The 15,274-nt window shown below is 40.8% G+C and carries 19 protein-coding genes; 14 read left to right on the top strand and 5 right to left on the bottom strand.

The window, feature by feature from the left end:
• Positions 1 to 46 precede the first annotated feature (46 nt).
• Positions 47 to 565 carry a metallophosphoesterase gene (locus tag TERMP_RS04090; protein WP_013467095.1) on the top strand — a complete coding sequence of 173 codons (519 nt, stop codon included), beginning with the start codon at positions 47 to 49 and terminating at the stop codon, positions 563 to 565.
• Between the two features lie 37 nt (positions 566 to 602).
• Here TERMP_RS04090 and hpkB read toward each other — a convergent pair whose 3' ends face one another.
• Positions 603 to 806 carry an archaeal histone HpkB gene (gene hpkB / locus TERMP_RS04085; protein ID WP_013467094.1) on the bottom strand — a complete coding sequence of 68 codons (204 nt, stop codon included), beginning with the start codon at positions 804 to 806 and terminating at the stop codon, positions 603 to 605.
• Between the two features lie 519 nt (positions 807 to 1,325).
• Between hpkB and rbcL the strand changes: the two genes are divergently transcribed.
• The 3 genes from rbcL (at position 1,326) to TERMP_RS04070 (ending at position 4,157) form a co-directional block, all read left to right on the top strand.
• A complete protein-coding gene (rbcL, locus tag TERMP_RS04080) occupies positions 1,326 to 2,660 on the top strand; it encodes a type III ribulose-bisphosphate carboxylase (RefSeq protein WP_013467093.1) in 1,335 nt (444 codons plus the stop codon).
• Between the two features lie 147 nt (positions 2,661 to 2,807).
• Positions 2,808 to 3,386: a thymidine kinase gene (locus TERMP_RS04075; protein WP_013467092.1), complete on the top strand. Its 579-nt coding sequence runs from the start codon at positions 2,808 to 2,810 to the stop codon at positions 3,384 to 3,386.
• Positions 3,387 to 3,542: 156 nt separating this feature from the next.
• Positions 3,543 to 4,157: an ArsR/SmtB family transcription factor gene (locus tag TERMP_RS04070; protein WP_013467091.1), complete on the top strand. Its 615-nt coding sequence runs from the start codon at positions 3,543 to 3,545 to the stop codon at positions 4,155 to 4,157.
• Here the strand turns inward: TERMP_RS04070 and TERMP_RS04065 are convergent.
• The gene (locus TERMP_RS04065; RefSeq protein ID WP_013467090.1) at positions 4,154 to 4,357 is read right to left on the bottom strand and encodes a 30S ribosomal protein S17e; all 204 of its coding nucleotides are present in this window, start codon (positions 4,355 to 4,357) and stop codon (positions 4,154 to 4,156) included. The two genes, TERMP_RS04070 and TERMP_RS04065, sit on opposite strands and share 4 nt — an antisense overlap.
• Positions 4,358 to 4,514: 157 nt before the next feature.
• Here TERMP_RS04065 and TERMP_RS04060 point away from each other — a divergent pair, with 157 nt between their 5' ends.
• The 4 genes from TERMP_RS04060 to TERMP_RS04045 all read left to right on the top strand — a co-directional run bounded on the left by TERMP_RS04060 (position 4,515) and on the right by TERMP_RS04045 (position 8,727).
• Complete coding sequence (locus TERMP_RS04060) at positions 4,515 to 4,949, top strand: DUF371 domain-containing protein (RefSeq protein ID WP_013467089.1); 435 nt, start codon at positions 4,515 to 4,517, stop codon at positions 4,947 to 4,949.
• 78 nt (positions 4,950 to 5,027) lie between these two features.
• Positions 5,028 to 5,696 (top strand): TIGR00703 family protein, encoded by a 669-nt coding sequence (locus tag TERMP_RS04055; RefSeq protein ID WP_013467088.1) that lies wholly within the window; start codon positions 5,028 to 5,030, stop codon positions 5,694 to 5,696.
• A 282-nt stretch (positions 5,697 to 5,978) separates the two neighbouring features.
• Positions 5,979 to 7,328, top strand: a complete 1,350-nt coding sequence (locus tag TERMP_RS04050; protein ID WP_048159753.1) for a GntP family permease — start codon at positions 5,979 to 5,981, stop codon at positions 7,326 to 7,328.
• A 49-nt stretch (positions 7,329 to 7,377) separates the two neighbouring features.
• Complete coding sequence (locus TERMP_RS04045) at positions 7,378 to 8,727, top strand: glycerate kinase type-2 family protein (protein WP_013467086.1); 1,350 nt, start codon at positions 7,378 to 7,380, stop codon at positions 8,725 to 8,727.
• Here the strand turns inward: TERMP_RS04045 and TERMP_RS04040 are convergent.
• On the bottom strand, positions 8,711 to 9,508 hold the full coding sequence (locus TERMP_RS04040) for an SPL family radical SAM protein (protein WP_013467085.1): 798 nt from the start codon (positions 9,506 to 9,508) through the stop codon (positions 8,711 to 8,713). The two genes, TERMP_RS04045 and TERMP_RS04040, sit on opposite strands and share 17 nt — an antisense overlap.
• 51 nt (positions 9,509 to 9,559) lie before the next feature.
• Between TERMP_RS04040 and TERMP_RS04035 the strand changes: the two genes are divergently transcribed.
• Positions 9,560 to 10,315, top strand: coding sequence for a heparan-alpha-glucosaminide N-acetyltransferase (locus tag TERMP_RS04035; protein WP_048159752.1), 756 nt, complete (start codon positions 9,560 to 9,562; stop codon positions 10,313 to 10,315).
• 9 nt (positions 10,316 to 10,324) lie between these two features.
• Positions 10,325 to 10,720 (top strand): NfeD family protein, encoded by a 396-nt coding sequence (locus tag TERMP_RS04030; protein ID WP_013467083.1) that lies wholly within the window; start codon positions 10,325 to 10,327, stop codon positions 10,718 to 10,720.
• Here the strand turns inward: TERMP_RS04030 and TERMP_RS04025 are convergent.
• Positions 10,683 to 11,126 (bottom strand): hypothetical protein, encoded by a 444-nt coding sequence (locus TERMP_RS04025; protein ID WP_013467082.1) that lies wholly within the window; start codon positions 11,124 to 11,126, stop codon positions 10,683 to 10,685. The genes TERMP_RS04030 and TERMP_RS04025 overlap by 38 nt on opposite strands.
• Before the next feature lie 94 nt (positions 11,127 to 11,220).
• Here TERMP_RS04025 and TERMP_RS04020 point away from each other — a divergent pair, with 94 nt between their 5' ends.
• Positions 11,221 to 11,655 carry a CoA-binding protein gene (locus TERMP_RS04020; RefSeq protein ID WP_013467081.1) on the top strand — a complete coding sequence of 145 codons (435 nt, stop codon included), beginning with the start codon at positions 11,221 to 11,223 and terminating at the stop codon, positions 11,653 to 11,655.
• Positions 11,656 to 11,657: 2 nt separating this feature from the next.
• Here TERMP_RS04020 and TERMP_RS04015 read toward each other — a convergent pair whose 3' ends face one another.
• Entirely contained in the window at positions 11,658 to 12,752 is a 1,095-nt protein-coding gene (locus TERMP_RS04015; protein WP_013467080.1) for a TRM11 family SAM-dependent methyltransferase, read from the bottom strand.
• Positions 12,753 to 12,851: 99 nt separating this feature from the next.
• Between TERMP_RS04015 and TERMP_RS04010 the strand changes: the two genes are divergently transcribed.
• The 3 genes from TERMP_RS04010 to TERMP_RS04000 are packed head-to-tail and all read left to right on the top strand — an operon-like array spanning position 12,852 to position 15,240.
• On the top strand, positions 12,852 to 14,117 hold the full coding sequence (locus tag TERMP_RS04010) for a hypothetical protein (protein ID WP_013467079.1): 1,266 nt from the start codon (positions 12,852 to 12,854) through the stop codon (positions 14,115 to 14,117).
• 4 nt (positions 14,118 to 14,121) lie between these two features.
• The gene (locus tag TERMP_RS04005; RefSeq protein ID WP_013467078.1) at positions 14,122 to 14,439 is read left to right on the top strand and encodes a hypothetical protein; all 318 of its coding nucleotides are present in this window, start codon (positions 14,122 to 14,124) and stop codon (positions 14,437 to 14,439) included.
• A gap of 51 nt (positions 14,440 to 14,490) precedes the next feature.
• Entirely contained in the window at positions 14,491 to 15,240 is a 750-nt protein-coding gene (locus TERMP_RS04000) for an ATPase domain-containing protein (RefSeq protein ID WP_013467077.1), read from the top strand.
• Positions 15,241 to 15,274 lie beyond the last annotated feature (34 nt).

The following is a 15,274-nucleotide window of genomic DNA, read 5'->3' as shown; positions in this document are numbered from 1 at the left end:
AGGATTCAAACCCGTCGCTGATTGATGATGAGAGGGGACCTCGCCGATGGTTCGGATTGGTATTTTAAGTGATACCCATTATCCGGATAAAACCTCCTATCTCCCAAATCTAATTTTTGAAAAATTTCAAGAAGAGAATGTGGAGCTTATTATTCATGCTGGAGATTTAACATCTCCAAGCGTTAAAGAGGTTTTGGAGAATGTTGCTCCTGTTGTTGCTGTTAGAGGAAACTTAGATGAGCCAATTTTTCCTGAAGAAAGAATCTTAGAAGTGGAAGAACTCAAAATTGGAATTATTCATGGACATCAGTTTCTTTCCCTGGATACCCAGACGCTTAAGTATAAAGCCCTTGATATGGAGGTTGACATTTTGATCTTTGGACACACTCACAGGTTCTTCTACGAGGTCTATGAATTCATGGGGAAAAAGATAGCTCTCTTAAACCCCGGTTCTCCAACGGTACCAAGGAGGAGTGATCCGACTTTTGTAATTGCGGAGATCAAAGACAGAAATCTCAATTTCAATATCTTCAAGCCTTGGAAAACTCAATGGCAATATCCATAGAAAAGCAAAAATTAGAAAAGCCAAAAACGAAAGAGCTTCAGCTCTTAATAGCGAGCTTAATGTCCTCAGCCTTGACTGTCTTTCTGCCGGCGTGCTTTGCGAGGTCAACAGCCTTCTTTGCGATCTCAACAGCCTTCTCCTCGAGGTGCTCGGCTAAGAGCTTGGCTGCTTCCTCGCTGACTCTCTGTGCACCTGCCTTTCTAATCAATCTATCAACCGGGGCAATTGGCAACTCAGCCATTTTCCCTACCTCCTTAAAGTTGTTTTACTAATATTTGCATTTTATTCTTTGAAAGAAGTCCTATATAAACCTTTCGGAAAAACGCCGTTTTCCTCTGATTATACGCTTATCATCCTTATAATTATTGAGAGTTAAGGCAAACTGCTGCAGATAGAACAAAGTTGCGAATTTTTAGGCTTTGTGTATTATATTGATGTATTAGTCAAAATGCTTTTCTTGTGCTGGATACTCTCCTAATTGGGCATGTTTTTGTAATGGTATCATCGTTATTTTTAAAACTTTTATTCTTAAATGTGGCGGTTTTGAGCATACAGAAGAGATATACCGATTTTAAATCAAAATCTGCCACCTCGTAGTGTTAAGTCTTTTAGTACCATTGGAGTTCAGCAAAAACCCACAGTCAGGAGATCCCCGTATCATGTTAATTATACCGTTTAATTTTGTCACATTTTTGATCAATAACGTTTATATACCTCTCGAGCCAATCCTATTATTACCTCAAAAACGGAGGGAGTTAAGATGTCTGAGAAATTTGACAAGATATATGACTACTATGTGGACAAGAGTTATGAACCGAACAAAAAGAGGGACATCATAGCAGTGTTTCGTATAACTCCGGCAGAAGGTTACTCCATAGAGGCTGTTGCAGGTGGTGTTGCTGCCGAGAGCTCAACTGGAACCTGGACAACGCTCTACAACTGGTATGAGGAGGAGCGATGGGCGGACCTTTCTGCCAAGGCCTATGACTTCCATGACATGGGCGATGGTAGCTGGATAGTAAAGATAGCATATCCGTTCCACGCCTTTGAGGAGGCCAACCTTCCAGGACTTCTCGCGAGTATAGCAGGAAACATTTTTGGAATGAGGCGTGCCAAGGCACTTCGCCTTGAGGATATTTACTTCCCGGAGAAACTCATTAGGGAATTTGACGGGCCTGCCTTCGGTATGGAAGGCGTCAGGAAGATGCTTGAGATAAAGGACAGGCCAATCTATGGTGTCGTTCCAAAGCCCAAGGTCGGCTACTCTCCGGAGGAGTTCGAGAAGCTCGCTACAGAGTTGCTCATGAACGGTGCTGACTACATGAAGGACGATGAAAACCTAACAAGCCCCTGGTATAATCGTTTCGAAGAAAGGGCTGAGATAATCGCGAGAATCATCGAGAAAGTCGAGAACGAAACTGGCGAGAAGAAGACCTGGTTCGCCAACATAACCGCCAACGTTCCCGAGATGGAGGAGAGGCTTGAAATCTTAGCGGATCTCGGCCTCAAACATGCGATGGTTGATGTTGTCATAACCGGATGGGGAGCACTGCAGTACATCCGTGATTTGGCAGCTGACTACGGCTTGGCTATCCACGGCCACAGAGCGATGCACGCTGCCTTTACGAGGAACAAGTACCACGGCATCTCGATGTTCGTCCTTGCCAAGCTCTACAGGCTCATAGGCATAGACCAGCTCCATGTCGGAACGGCTGGAGCGGGGAAGCTTGAGGGAGGAAAATGGGATGTTATTCAGAATGCAAGGATATTCAGGGAAAGCCACTACAAGCCCGATGAAAACGATGTCTTCCACCTTGAGCAGAAGTTCTATCATATAAAAGCAGGATTCCCGACCAGCTCTGGTGGATTACATCCAGGCAACTTGCCGATAGTCTTTGATGCTCTTGGAACTGATATAGTTATTCAAGTTGGTGGAGGAACCCTTGGTCACCCAGACGGGCCAGCAGCAGGAGCAAGGGCAGTCCGGCAGGCAATCGATGCCTACATGCAGGGAATTCCGCTTGATGAGTATGCAAAGACTCATGAGGAGCTTGCAAGAGCTCTGGAAAAGTGGGGCCATGTGACTCCAGTTTGATGTTTCTTCCTTTTTCTTAAATGTTTAGGGGATTATAAATGGTTGCACATAAACTCCAACATTCCTTGTTGTTTGTTGCCTATTCGTCAAACTTTTGAGGAAAAGAAGTTTTAACACCTTACTTTTCATTTAGCATCGGTGAGTCTAATGCATCCAGAAGGATTTTTGGAAGTTATCACTGGCCCAATGTTTGCTGGGAAAACAACAGAGCTGATAAAACGGATTGAAAGGCAGATTTTTGCAAAAAGAAAGGCAGCGCTCTTTAAGCCCTCAATAGACAACAGATACAGCGAAAGCGAGGTTGTTGCTCATAACGGGCTGAGATATGAGGCGTATGTCATTCCAACTACGGAGGAAGGGGTCAAGATGATTTATGAGATAACAGAAAGGGAACGACTTGAAGTTATAGGTGTTGATGAAGTCCAGTTTTTCCCGTTCTCAATTGTTGAGACTTTGAACAAACTGGCGGATGAAGGTGTTTATGTCATTGCTGCTGGGCTTAATCTTGATTTCAAAGGCGATCCTTTTCCAGTTACCAAGGAGCTTTTGGTTAGAGCTGATAACATAGTTTATCTAACTGCAATCTGCACTGTCTGCGGAGCCCCAGCAACGAGAAGCCAGCGCTTAATCAACGGTAAACCTGCCCCAAGAGATTCGCCCGTAATCTTGGTTGGCGGGCTGGAAAGTTATGAAGCAAGATGCAGAAAGCATCATGTGGTTCCATGACTTTTAGGTTTGGTCATGCCCTTTTATCATTTTAGGCGATTGTAATTCCTCTGCTTAAATTTCATCCAGAGTTAAGGTTCATTTGAGATAGTTTAAACCGAAAAGCTTAAGTTTGAACTTTTCTAACATTAAGTTAGATAAGTGGGGGTGAGAAGAATGTTAAATAATGAGATGGGAAAACTGCTGGATGTGCTGGGAAATGAGACAAGGCGTAGAATACTCTTACTTCTCACCAAAAGACCCTACTTTGTTAGTGAGCTTTCCCAAGAGCTGGGTGTGGGACAAAAAGCTGTTTTAGAACACTTAAGGATCTTGGAAAGAGCGGGATTGATTGAAGGAAGGGTTGAAAAGATTCCCCGTGGCAGACCAAGAAAGTACTATACGATTAAAAGAGGTTTTAGGCTTGAAGTCCTGCTAACGCCGTACATTTTCGGAACAGAAATGTATGAGCCGAAAGCTCCAAGGAGAACGGCTGAATATGAACAGGCAAAGGAACTGATAAAATCTCAGGAACCCGTAGAGACTAAAATTAAAGAGCTCGCAGAGTTTCTAAAAGACATTGAAGAAAAGATAGCTGAGCATATGCGGGCAAAGCAAGAACTTGAAGAGGTAAGACTGCTCGCAGAGGCATACATAGAAAATCTCATGCGCAGGATAGCCCAGGAGAGTGAAAGCGAATTTGAGGAAATCCTCAAAGAGCTCGAGGAATACCTACCAACTGAGCTTATGGCTGAACTGAAAAGAATAAAGAAAGAGCTGTATGAGGTTTAGAGTATCTTTCCTTCCTGCTTCATTCTAACGAGTTTTGTCAAATAGCCGGCAATTCTGTTCCTTATAGTTTTGCTCTGTACTGTTGTTAGCTCCTGAACTTTTCTTTTATTGTGCTCGAAGTCTGTTGTAAACTCATTTGGATATCTGTCCAAAAGCTCCCTTGCGACTCTCTTAATGAAACCTTGCCTTATGTTTCCCATTTTCATCCCTCCGATAATCTTGACATTACATCCAATAGCTCAATCAAGTAAATCTGTTTTAAACTTTTCGTGGATTTGCTAATTGTTAGATAAAGCTGCACTGATATCCCGCAGTTTGATGTTAGATTTATAAATCCCAAAGTTCACTACTCTGATTATGACAAGAGAGGTAATTCACTGTTACGGTCATGAGAATATCAAAGCTACCCATAAATCGACTTTGGAGATTACAAAAGAAGATTTCTTAACCCCCAGAGGGGATTGTATAATCTGCATTAAGGCAGATAAGTCTCTCAGAGATCTAAGCGACGAATTTAAACAGGCTCTTAAATCAGGAAAAAAGATCAGGATCAGGATTATCGTTGATGATCTCGTCGATGAAATCTTTGCCTCAGGAGATGAGCGGTTAACTTTTGAAAACGATGTTTCGATGGTCATACGAAAAAGCACCTATATTGACGGGCGAACCCTTGCTGTTAAAGCCAACAAAGCGGCTAAAGATATTGACAGGAGAATAATTGAAAAGTTAAAAAACCCAAACCAAAAAGCGGTCATTGAGCTAATTGTATATGATGACCCCGCGCAGCGCTGATGGAAGGATGATGAGGATTTTAAGTGCTGACCAAAGATTTAAATATCCATCCTTTTTATTAACTTTTGGTGAAGAAAAATGCTTGAAGGGTATTACATTATTGAAAATTCAGGGGTAGTGCCAGCAGAAAGGAGATTTAAGTTCAAGGACTTAAAAGCATGGGGTTACGATTTGCATTTGGGGACAATAGAGGGTAAGAGAGCTTATTTCGTTTCAGGAGCTGGGGAGAAAAGAGAAGGGGAAAGCTACACCGTAAAAGGAAAAGAGTATCGTATCACAGAAACTCAACAGGAGATTCCTCCAAATGCAAGGCTTTTAGCCAAGATAGTCATTGAGAGAGGTCAGCCTTACCTGGTTTTCTGGCTCGAAGAAGAAGAGCAAACTTTTCCCTTGGCAAAAGAAGATCCGCGAATCATCCTCAAGCGTTTCTGGGACACAAAGAAGTTTAAGCAGCTTTTGAAACATGTCAACAGTGTGGGTTTAACAACAGATTTTTATAAGGACAATGTGTTTACAAAGAGTGTTCCTTTACCCTATGAAGAGTATCCACCAAAGGTTAGGCGTGTTTTGAGAGAAGTTAGAGACATTCACAGAGATTTAACGGGTTTTGGCAGGTTTGTATTCCAATACTATGGGGAAGAAGACAAAATGCATAACTACCGTCTCTGGTGGCTTTTGCCGACAATTTATCTGTTTGATGTTGAGATAGCAAATGAAGTTGACAAAATTTTGGGGATGCTGGATTGAGTGATTCTTATGTTTTTGTTATTCACTTTCTGATTTTGTTTGAGCAGATGTTTGTTTAGACTAACTTTGCAAATATCGTGAGATATTTAATATAACTTTTAGGTGTTATTGTTTAAAATCTTTCAAAGTTTGTGTTATATTTTTGTCATATGTATACTATGTTACTCGCACTGTTATGTAACATTTTGTTATAAAATTTCAACAATATTTTCCTAATCGTAACTGTTATATACAACATTGTGCATATTGATAGATGCCCTTTATGGGCAGGAGGGAAACTCAATGGTTCCTGGCTCAATTTTGTTGTTGCTTTTGGCGATAGCAGTAGGGTTGATTATACTATTTACAGGAAAGTACAGAGTGCATGCATTTTTGGTTTTGCTAGCAGCAGCATACTTTGTGGGAATATTCTCAGGTCTTGGGCTTGCAAAAACAGTAGATGCCATTGCGGCTGGCTTTGGTGGAACTTTAAAGTCCATTGGAATAGTGATTGCCGCGGGTACCATAATCGGCTACATCTTGGAAAAATCAGGTGGAGCAATATCAATGGCTGAAGCTGTCTTAAAGATCGTTGGAAAACACAGAGTCCCTCACGCAATGAGTATCATCGGATACATAGTTTCAATTCCAGTTTTCTGTGATTCTGGATTTGTGATTTTGTCCCCATTGAACAAAGCCCTTTCCAAAAGAGCAGGAATATCTCTGGCAGTTACGGCTGTGGCATTAAGTACCGGATTGTACGCCACACATACTCTTGTTCCACCAACTCCTGGGCCAATTGCCGCCGCCGCTAATTTAAACGCAGACCTTGGGTTAGTCATCCTGCTTGGACTTATTGCATCAATTCCCGCTGCCTTAGCTGGTTTGTACTATGGTCTTAAAGTTGGCAGCAAGATATATATCGAGCCAGATATAGAGGAATCATATGAGGATTTAATTAAGAAATACGGAAAGCTTCCACCAGCAAAATGGGCTTTTGCTCCTTTAGTAGTCCCAATAATTCTGATAGTTCTAAAATCAATAGCAGACTTTCCATCTCACCCCTTTGGCACTGGTATGGCAAAAGAATTCTTCGACTTCATTGGACATCCAATAACTGCCCTTCTACTGGGAGTTCTGTTGTCATTTAAGCTCGTCGATAAGCTTGATGAGCATGTATATGGACCAACTGGCTGGGTTGCAGAGGGATTAAAAAATGCAGCCATTATAATCTTGATAACTGGTGCTGGAGGATCATTTGGATACGTTCTCAGACAAACTGGAATCGGAGACTACATAGGAACAACGCTCTCATCATATCATCTCGGCTTAATTCTGCCCTTCATAATAGCAGCTTTATTGAAAACTGCCCAAGGTTCCTCAACAGTAGCCATAATAACAACTTCAGCCCTTTTGGCACCGCTGTTACCTTCACTTGGTCTATCCACTCCTTATGGAAGGGCATTGACAGTTCTTGCAATTGGTGCAGGTTCGATGGTTGTAAGCCACGCAAACGACAGCTATTTCTGGGTGGTTACACAGTTCTCTAATATGGACGTGATGCAGGGATACAAACTGCAAACGGTTGCAACATTTGTTGAGGGCATTGTGGCAGCGATAGTGATCCTGATAATGGGTGCAGTCTTGCTTTAAACCTAAATTTTTTAGCCTTCTTTTTCTAACTTTTCCTTGGTGGTGGCCCATGAATATTAACAAAGACGAACTTCTAAGCTATGGAGATGTTAAAGCCAAAGAAATAGCCCTAACCCTGATGGAAGAAGCCATAAAAAGTTCAGATCCCTATGAGGCCGTCAAAAGAGCTCTGAAAATGAAAGACGATAAGCTTATTGTTATGGGAAAAGAATTTCCAATTAAAGGCAAAATCTACGTTCTGGCATTTGGAAAAGCTGCATGTTCAATGGCAAAAGCTGTTGAAGAGATTCTTAGGGATAAACTTGAAGAAGGAATCGCTGTTACAAAGTATGGCTATGCACTCCCACTGAAAAAAATAGAAGTCATTGAAGCGGGACATCCGATACCAGATGAAAACTCAATGAAGGGAGCTTTAGCTGGTGTTGAACTTGCCAAGAAAGTTGATAAAGATGATATCCTTTTGGTGCTCATATCCGGCGGCGGTTCTGCCCTATTCTGCCTTCCGGAGGATGGAATAAGCTTAGAGGACAAGATAAAGACAAATGAACTTCTGCTGAAAAGCGGTGCGAAAATTTATGAGATTAACACCGTGAGGAAGCACATCTCAAAAGTCAAGGGTGGAAAATTAGCCAAACTGGTGAAAGGGACGCTGATAAGCTTAATTCTCTCAGATGTCGTTGGAGATCCTTTAGAGGCAATAGCGTCTGGACCAACGGTTAAAGACCCAACGACTTTTGAAGATGCTTACAGAATTTTGAAAGTCTATGGGATATGGGAAGAGATTCCAGAGGGTGTAAAAAGACACATAGAAAAAGGTCTCAAAGGAGAAGTTGAGGAGACGCTCAAGGAGAATTTGCCGAATGTCCACAACTTCATAATCGGCAGTGTCTCAAAGGCTTGTGAGAGTGCAAGGGGGAAGGCTGAAGAGCTTGGTCTGAAAGCATACATATTAACGACGACACTTGAGGGGGAGGCGAAAGATGTTGCTTTAGCTTTGGGCTCAATTATAGAAGAGATCTACAATAAAAACAGGCCCTTTGAGAAGCCCGTGGTTTTAATAGCTGGAGGGGAAACGACAGTTACAATTTTGGGAAAAGCAGGCATGGGTGGGCCTAATCAAGAGATTGCCCTAAGCATAAGCCGGAAAATATCTGGATTGAGAGGGACGGCAGTCTTGGCAATGGACACAGATGGAACTGACGGTCCTACAGACGCTGCTGGAGGATTGGTTGATAGCTACACTCTCGATGTTTTGAAAAAAGGAGGGACTGATGTCGATGAGTATTTAGCAACTCACAGCACTTATGATGCCTTGAAAAAGGCGAAGGCTTTGCTCATTACGGGACCAACAAGAACGAATGTTAATTCGATTTTTATAGCAGTTATTGGAGTTGAATAAACTCCCATCCTCTTTTATGAATCTCAATCCCTTCTGTTTTTACATTCAGCCTTTTGATTTCCTCTTTTAGTTGCTTTATGAATCTCCAAAACTTCTCATCGTTAACCATAGTTTCATAGCTTTCTGGATAGTTATCTCTCAAAATCTGCTGAAACTCTTTCCCGCTTGCTCTTAAGTTTAACACCTCAAAGAAAAAGTAGTCTGCATAGGATTTTGTTTCCCTAACAATTGCCTCAACATCTGTGATCCCTGGAATTATGGGACTTATAAATGCGTATGTCTTTATCCCTTCTTCATGGAGAAGTTTTAGGGCATTAATTCTCGCCCTCTGGATTGGAGTCAACGGCTCAAAAAGCTTCTTTTCTTTTCCTTCAAAGCTGTTAACTGTCAGGCCAACTTCGATGTTTTTAAACTGCCTAAAAATATCAACGTCTCTCGTAACAAGAGGGGACTTTGTAAGAATGCTTAGGTTTGTTCGCTTGCTCATATTTTGCAAAACCCTTCGTGTTAGTTTCACTTTTGCTTCGATTGGTTGATAGGGGTCAGAAATGCTTGACATTACAACTCCCCCCTCTACATATTTCCTCGCAAGTTCTGGAGCATTGACTTTTACTTCAATCCAGCTTCCCCACTCCCCGTAGGGCTTCCACTTGCAGATAAACTTTGCATAACAGTATTTACAGGCAAATTGACACCCAACGTATTGGTTGATAACATAATCAACGCCGGGAATTCTGCTTTTTGTGTAGATGCTCTTGGCTTTTGTTTTTACTATCCTCACATGCACCACAAACTTAAATATCCATGGGAGGTTAATACATTTTTGATAAGGATGTTTGGCAGTGAAATTTATTCATCTGGACGCTTTTGGGAGGTAGACCTTGCAAGAGGAATTGGAATCATAATGATGGTTATTTCGAACTTTATCACCGATTTGCAGTATTTTCTCAATTATTCAGGGCATCAGGTGTTTTGGAAAGTTTTTGCCTATACAACAGCATCAATATTCGTCTTTATCTCTGGGCTATCATTTTGGATAAGCTATTCGCGAAGCATAAAGAAGAACCCGAGACCGTATAAGAAGTACTTAAGGAGGTTTGCAAAGCTCTTTGGGTTGGGCATCCTTATAACAATTACAACAAAGGTTCTCCTAAGCTCTGGAACGATATATTTTGGAATTCTTCACTTCCTTGGGGTTGCAAGTTTGTTGGCAATACCATTCTATCGCTTTAAGGAAAAGAACATCTTTTTTGGAGTATTCTTTTTGTTGGGAAGTTTGATTATATCCAAAATACATGCGAACACGATAGCTTTGCTTCCTCTTGGTATAACTCCATCCGAATTTTTCACACTTGATTATTTTCCGATATTCCCCTGGTTAGGTGTTTATTTGTTCGGCATGGCTATGGGTTCTCTTCTCTATCCCGAGGGCATGAGAAGGTTTAACCTGGACTTTCCAAGAATATTGCCCGTTAGATTTGTATGCTGGGCTGGTAGGCATACCCTTAAGATTTACATTGTTCATCAGCCAGTTCTTGTGGGATTGTTGCTGCTAATTTATGGTTCTTTGCCGAATTTAAGCCTGTGAGGTGATTAAATGAAATTAAGGGAGATGGTAAAGGATGTGCTGAAGTTCGTATTTTTGATGATAGATGAAATTGTAGTTGGGATATTCTTGTTTGTAGTCCTTCCATCTGCTGGGGTTAGGGTTCCTTTATCATTATCTGTCACTGTTATAGCGCTTCTCGTTATAAAAGACATCGCAATAGTGCCATCTTTTGGGCAGATTTTAAGGAAGAAGGCAGAAGTAGGCATCGAGGCATTAATGGGAAAAGAGGCAGTTGTTGTTGAGGATTTAACCCCTGAAGGGATTGTGAAAATCGGAAATGAATACTGGAGAGCAAAATGTATAAATGGACATGCAAAAGCTGGAGAGAGGGTAAAAGTTGTAAGGGCTAAAGGTCTGAAGCTTCTCGTGGAATGCCAAGAGTAGCCAATACCTGAGCTATCTCTTCTGGATTGTTAGTTGAAAATGAGATGCTCCATCGTTTTGTGTTTAAAACAACGCACCCTTTTGCGGGCATATTGAAGTGGATGAATCCGGAGCAACTCATCCATCCGCTGTACACCTCAAAACTTATAATATCTTCAAGCTTTACTGTTTTACGTATTATCAGCCCTAAAGCGCCTCTAATCCTGATTTCTCTGTCATCAATTTGGATCCTCATGTAAGAGATATCGATTGTTAATGGAACAACAAATGCCCCAACAGCAAGCGGAATTTCAATGCCCTCTCCAGCCTGATACGTTGCCCAAAAACCGATAGAAAGTGAAAGCACAACAGGCAATATTACAAGAACGGGGATCCATCTGCTGGTTATTTTTTCTTCATAGAGCATTTTACCACCTATTAATGAAAAAGTTTTCATGAATTTAAATGTTATTACCGCAATAGTTTTATTTATTCATGCCAACTTAGTTTCAGGTGGTTCTATGGTTAAGAAGATGCCTTTGGATAGGTTAACAGACGATGATATCCGAGAAATTCTCACAAGATATAAGCGGATTGCTCTCGTGGGAGCATCTCCAAAACCCGAAAGAGCCAGCCATGATGTCATGAAATATCTCCTGGATCATGGGTACGATGTTATCCCGGTAAATCCAAGATACGAGGAAGTGCTTGGTAGAAAATGTTATCCTTCCGTGCTTGATATTCCCGGTGAAGTGGATATTGTTGACCTGTTTGTAAGGCCAGAGTTTACAATGGAGTATGTTGAGCAGGCGATTAAGAAAGGTGCAAAAGTTGTGTGGTTTCAGTTTAACACCTACAACAGAGAAGCATTCAAAAAGGCAAAAGAGGCTGGACTTACTGCGGTTGCCCATAGATGTATAAAGCAAGAACACGAGAGACTGTTTGGAGATTTGTAGTGTTAGCCCTTAAACCTCAGCACGTGAATATCTCTAACCACTCTATGCCTTTCCTCAAAGTCAGTGTATTTCGCTAAGACTTCAAAGCCAAGCTTTTCCAGCCATCTTCTTTCTTTCCTGTATATTCTCCCATCCTTGAGCTTGTATGCTGGAAATACAAATACCACTCTCCCATTTCTTTTAAGCACGTCTCTAAAACTGTCGAAGACCTGATAGTAAAAGCGGTCAAGTTGATTTGCCATTTGTATGGCCTCTCCCCTTGTGGGATTATACTTAAGAGGCTTTCCCAGCCAGGGTTCTGTAACTATGGCATCGAACTTAGTTCTAAAGCAACGCTTAAGCTTTCTGGCATCGCACACTTCTAAGTGAGCGGTTTTTTTGACTTTAAATTCTTTCTTCAACCACTTCAGGTTTTCTTTTGCTCCTTTAATTGCCTTAGGATCTGAGTCACTCCCATATGCGTTCAGCCCTTGGAGGAGGAATTCCTGCACTATTGTTCCAATGCCACAGAAGGGATCTAAGAAATTTCCTTGCCTAATCTCTGTCAGATTAACCATTATCCTCGCTAATCTGGGAGGGATTGAAAAAATTGCCCTTTGAACTGGTCTCTCAACATCAAGCTTTTTCAGCTCAAATGGGTCGGTAATTTTTATCGTCTCGCCCACCCAGAGTTTTTCTCCATAGATGAACACAAAATCCTTAGTCTCTGGAAATCCTTTTAGAATTAGTTCAGAGGGCATAGCATAGACCTTGGCTGGCTTAAAGAATTTAGCGGAACCTTCACCCTTAAAGATTTTCTTTATTTGGCTTCCAAGCTTTCTCCAGAGCTTCCAGTCCTCTTTCCCGTAGATGCTAACTGTAAAAAGCTTTGAATATGTAAGTTCTTTTACTGCATTTTCTTCATTCCCTGTGATCCTTACAAGCTTCAGTGCACCGCCAAGTCTGTGAAAAAGGTGCTCTACTTTTTTGGAGCTCTCAAAGATTATCCAGTTGTGGGAAGCTTCAATAACATTAATTTTGAGTCCGAATCTTCTTACAAATGAGTAAAACTCTGCTTCGCTCAGCTTAGGATTCTTTCCAAGTATTAATGCATACATAGTGGGAAGCTAATAGCCATGCTTTAAAAAGATTTGGCAACCGAAAATTAATAAGGATTGACACCCAAACAAAAACAAATTAAATCAGGTGATGCATGTATGCTCATTAAAGAAGCACTCGCTTCAGTGGATGTTATCCAAAGCCCCTATATTAGGGCCGTTACTTATGCAAGAATTGGGGCAACACTGGCGCTGGCTAAGAATCCTCTGTATGAACAAGCATTTAAAAAGGCTTTCGATGCTGCAGAAGAGATAGACAATCCAATCGAAATCCTAAAGGCTCTTCTGGCTATTGCATTTTACCTTGGAAAAGCAAAAATGAAATCCTCAAAAAAGATGTTTAGACAGCTTGCTGAGGACATCATGATTTTGCCAAAGAAAACCCGTGATAAGCTGTTTAGGGATCTAATATCTTACATGCTCCAGCTTGGTGAGATCGATGAGGCGTTTTATTATTCTGAGTACATATCAAATGAAAAGTTGAAGAACGAGATACTCGTGAACATCCTAAAAGAATATCTAAGTACTCTTGTTGGAGAGAAGATTAGGATTATATACAGAATTAGAAAAATTGAGTTGATTCTTGATCACATTAATAAGGAACCTTACAGATCATATGCAATTGCAGAGATCATAAAGTCCTATTTAAAAATTGGTGAATATGATAGAGCGATTTTAATGATAAAAGAACTTAAAAGTAAGTACTGGCTCAAACAGACAGTAAAAGAAGTTCTATTTTATTTAAAACACAAGGATCTTGATAAAAAATATGCTGATCGCCTTCTAACTGTGGCAATTGAAATTTCTGATAACCTTGGAATTGACATAAACGAGGATTTAGCTGTGATATTTGCTATAAACGGAGACATAGCTCATTCAGTGGAAGCACTCTCACACGTGAGTGATAAAGAGCAGAAGCTCATTGAAATTATGAAAGCTCTCATGGAAAGAAGACCCGGTACTGTTATACCTTATCTTCAAACACTCGATCCCAAGGACTCTGAAATAGCAAGCAAGGCTGTTCTGAACTATCTTATAGACAACCCCTCTCCCAAATACTCGTCCATCGCAAGATATATTTCGGAAAAAATTGAGTCAGAAGAGGTCATTGTTAAAGCGGTTCAATATTACCTTAAAATTGGACAAGTTGTCGAAGCTGCTCGAATGACAAGCAAACTAAAAAGCAGGAAACTTCGTTCATTGGCTTTGGGGGACATTGCCCATTATCTTCTGAAGAATAACAAGATCGGGGATGCTCTTGATCTTGTAATGCATGTTGAAGATCCAAAGCTCTCTTCGGTGCTTATATCTGAAATATTGGTGAAAGTAATTGAAGACGAGCTGAAAAAAGAACATAGGGTGTAAAAAGATGTCCATTATTACCAGATTGTCCAGAACTGGTAAATACGAAAAAATTGAATTTGTTTTAAAGCTTGTGGATAGGATTTTGGCAGGGGATGATATCTTCGATGACAGAGTTCTGCTTATGGATACCATCGAAGAGATGTACCGCATACTACGGCAACTGGCATTGAATTCAAAAGATGAAAATCTTTTAACAGCTTTTGAAAAAATGGCAATTCTTAGGCATTCTCTTCAAAGGGAGAATGTGTTTGATAGGAAAACTCTCAGCGATATTAAGCCCGTTCTTTTAAATACGCTCAAAGAGCGAAGCGGCAGCCTTTGAGCTAAAACCTTATGAACTATTAGATGTAACTACACTTAGCAGGTGAATAGAATGAGAGTTGTGTCTACAGGAATCCCCGAACTGGACTTGGCATTGGGAGGAGGGCTCATTAAAGGGGGTCTTATTGTAATTTCGTATGAAAGTGATTTAAATGGCTCTGCTGGGTGGATATTAGGGCTCAAGATTCTAAAGAACAGAATTGATGAGGGGGATTTAGGAATTTTGATCAACCACAGATACCCGCTTTCGAATCTTTTCAACCGCCTTTCTGTAGTTGGTTTAAATGCTGAGGCAACGCTGAAAGAAGGCAGGCTGAAGATACTTGATGTATTTGGATCATTGTATGGCATAAAATATTCGTATGAGGGGGTTCATCAATTTGGAAGCTTTGATCCAAGGATGTATATCCCGAAGATGGTTGAGCTCTTTGAGAAGATTTTAACCCCAGAGCAAATTGAAAACTCAATTGCTGCGATATTCACGGCAGGTTCTTTTGCAATGCGTATCGGTGAGGAAAGATACATGAAGGTAATTGAAGAATCTATGGCGTTTAATGAAAAGTTAAAACTTGAAAAGGGCATTGCATTTCCAACGAGAATTTACTTTCTTAACAGGGATGAGATTTCACCAAGGTTCTCAGCATGGTTGTCCAGCATAGCTGATCAGGTAATATCTATAACATCCCATGAAGTTGAAAACAGGATTGGTGGGAAGCTTAGAATAACCAAATCTCTTCTTCCGAATTTTGAGCTCAAGAGCTTTAGATATTGGGTTGCCAAGGGGAATATAGAGATACTTTAGTTGTTCAATTTTAATCAAAACACCTATATGAATT

Source organism: Thermococcus barophilus MP (assembly GCF_000151105.2).
In the GTDB taxonomy this organism is placed as follows: domain Archaea; phylum Methanobacteriota_B; class Thermococci; order Thermococcales; family Thermococcaceae; genus Thermococcus_B; species Thermococcus_B barophilus.
This window is presented reverse-complemented; position numbering and strand designations above follow the sequence as displayed.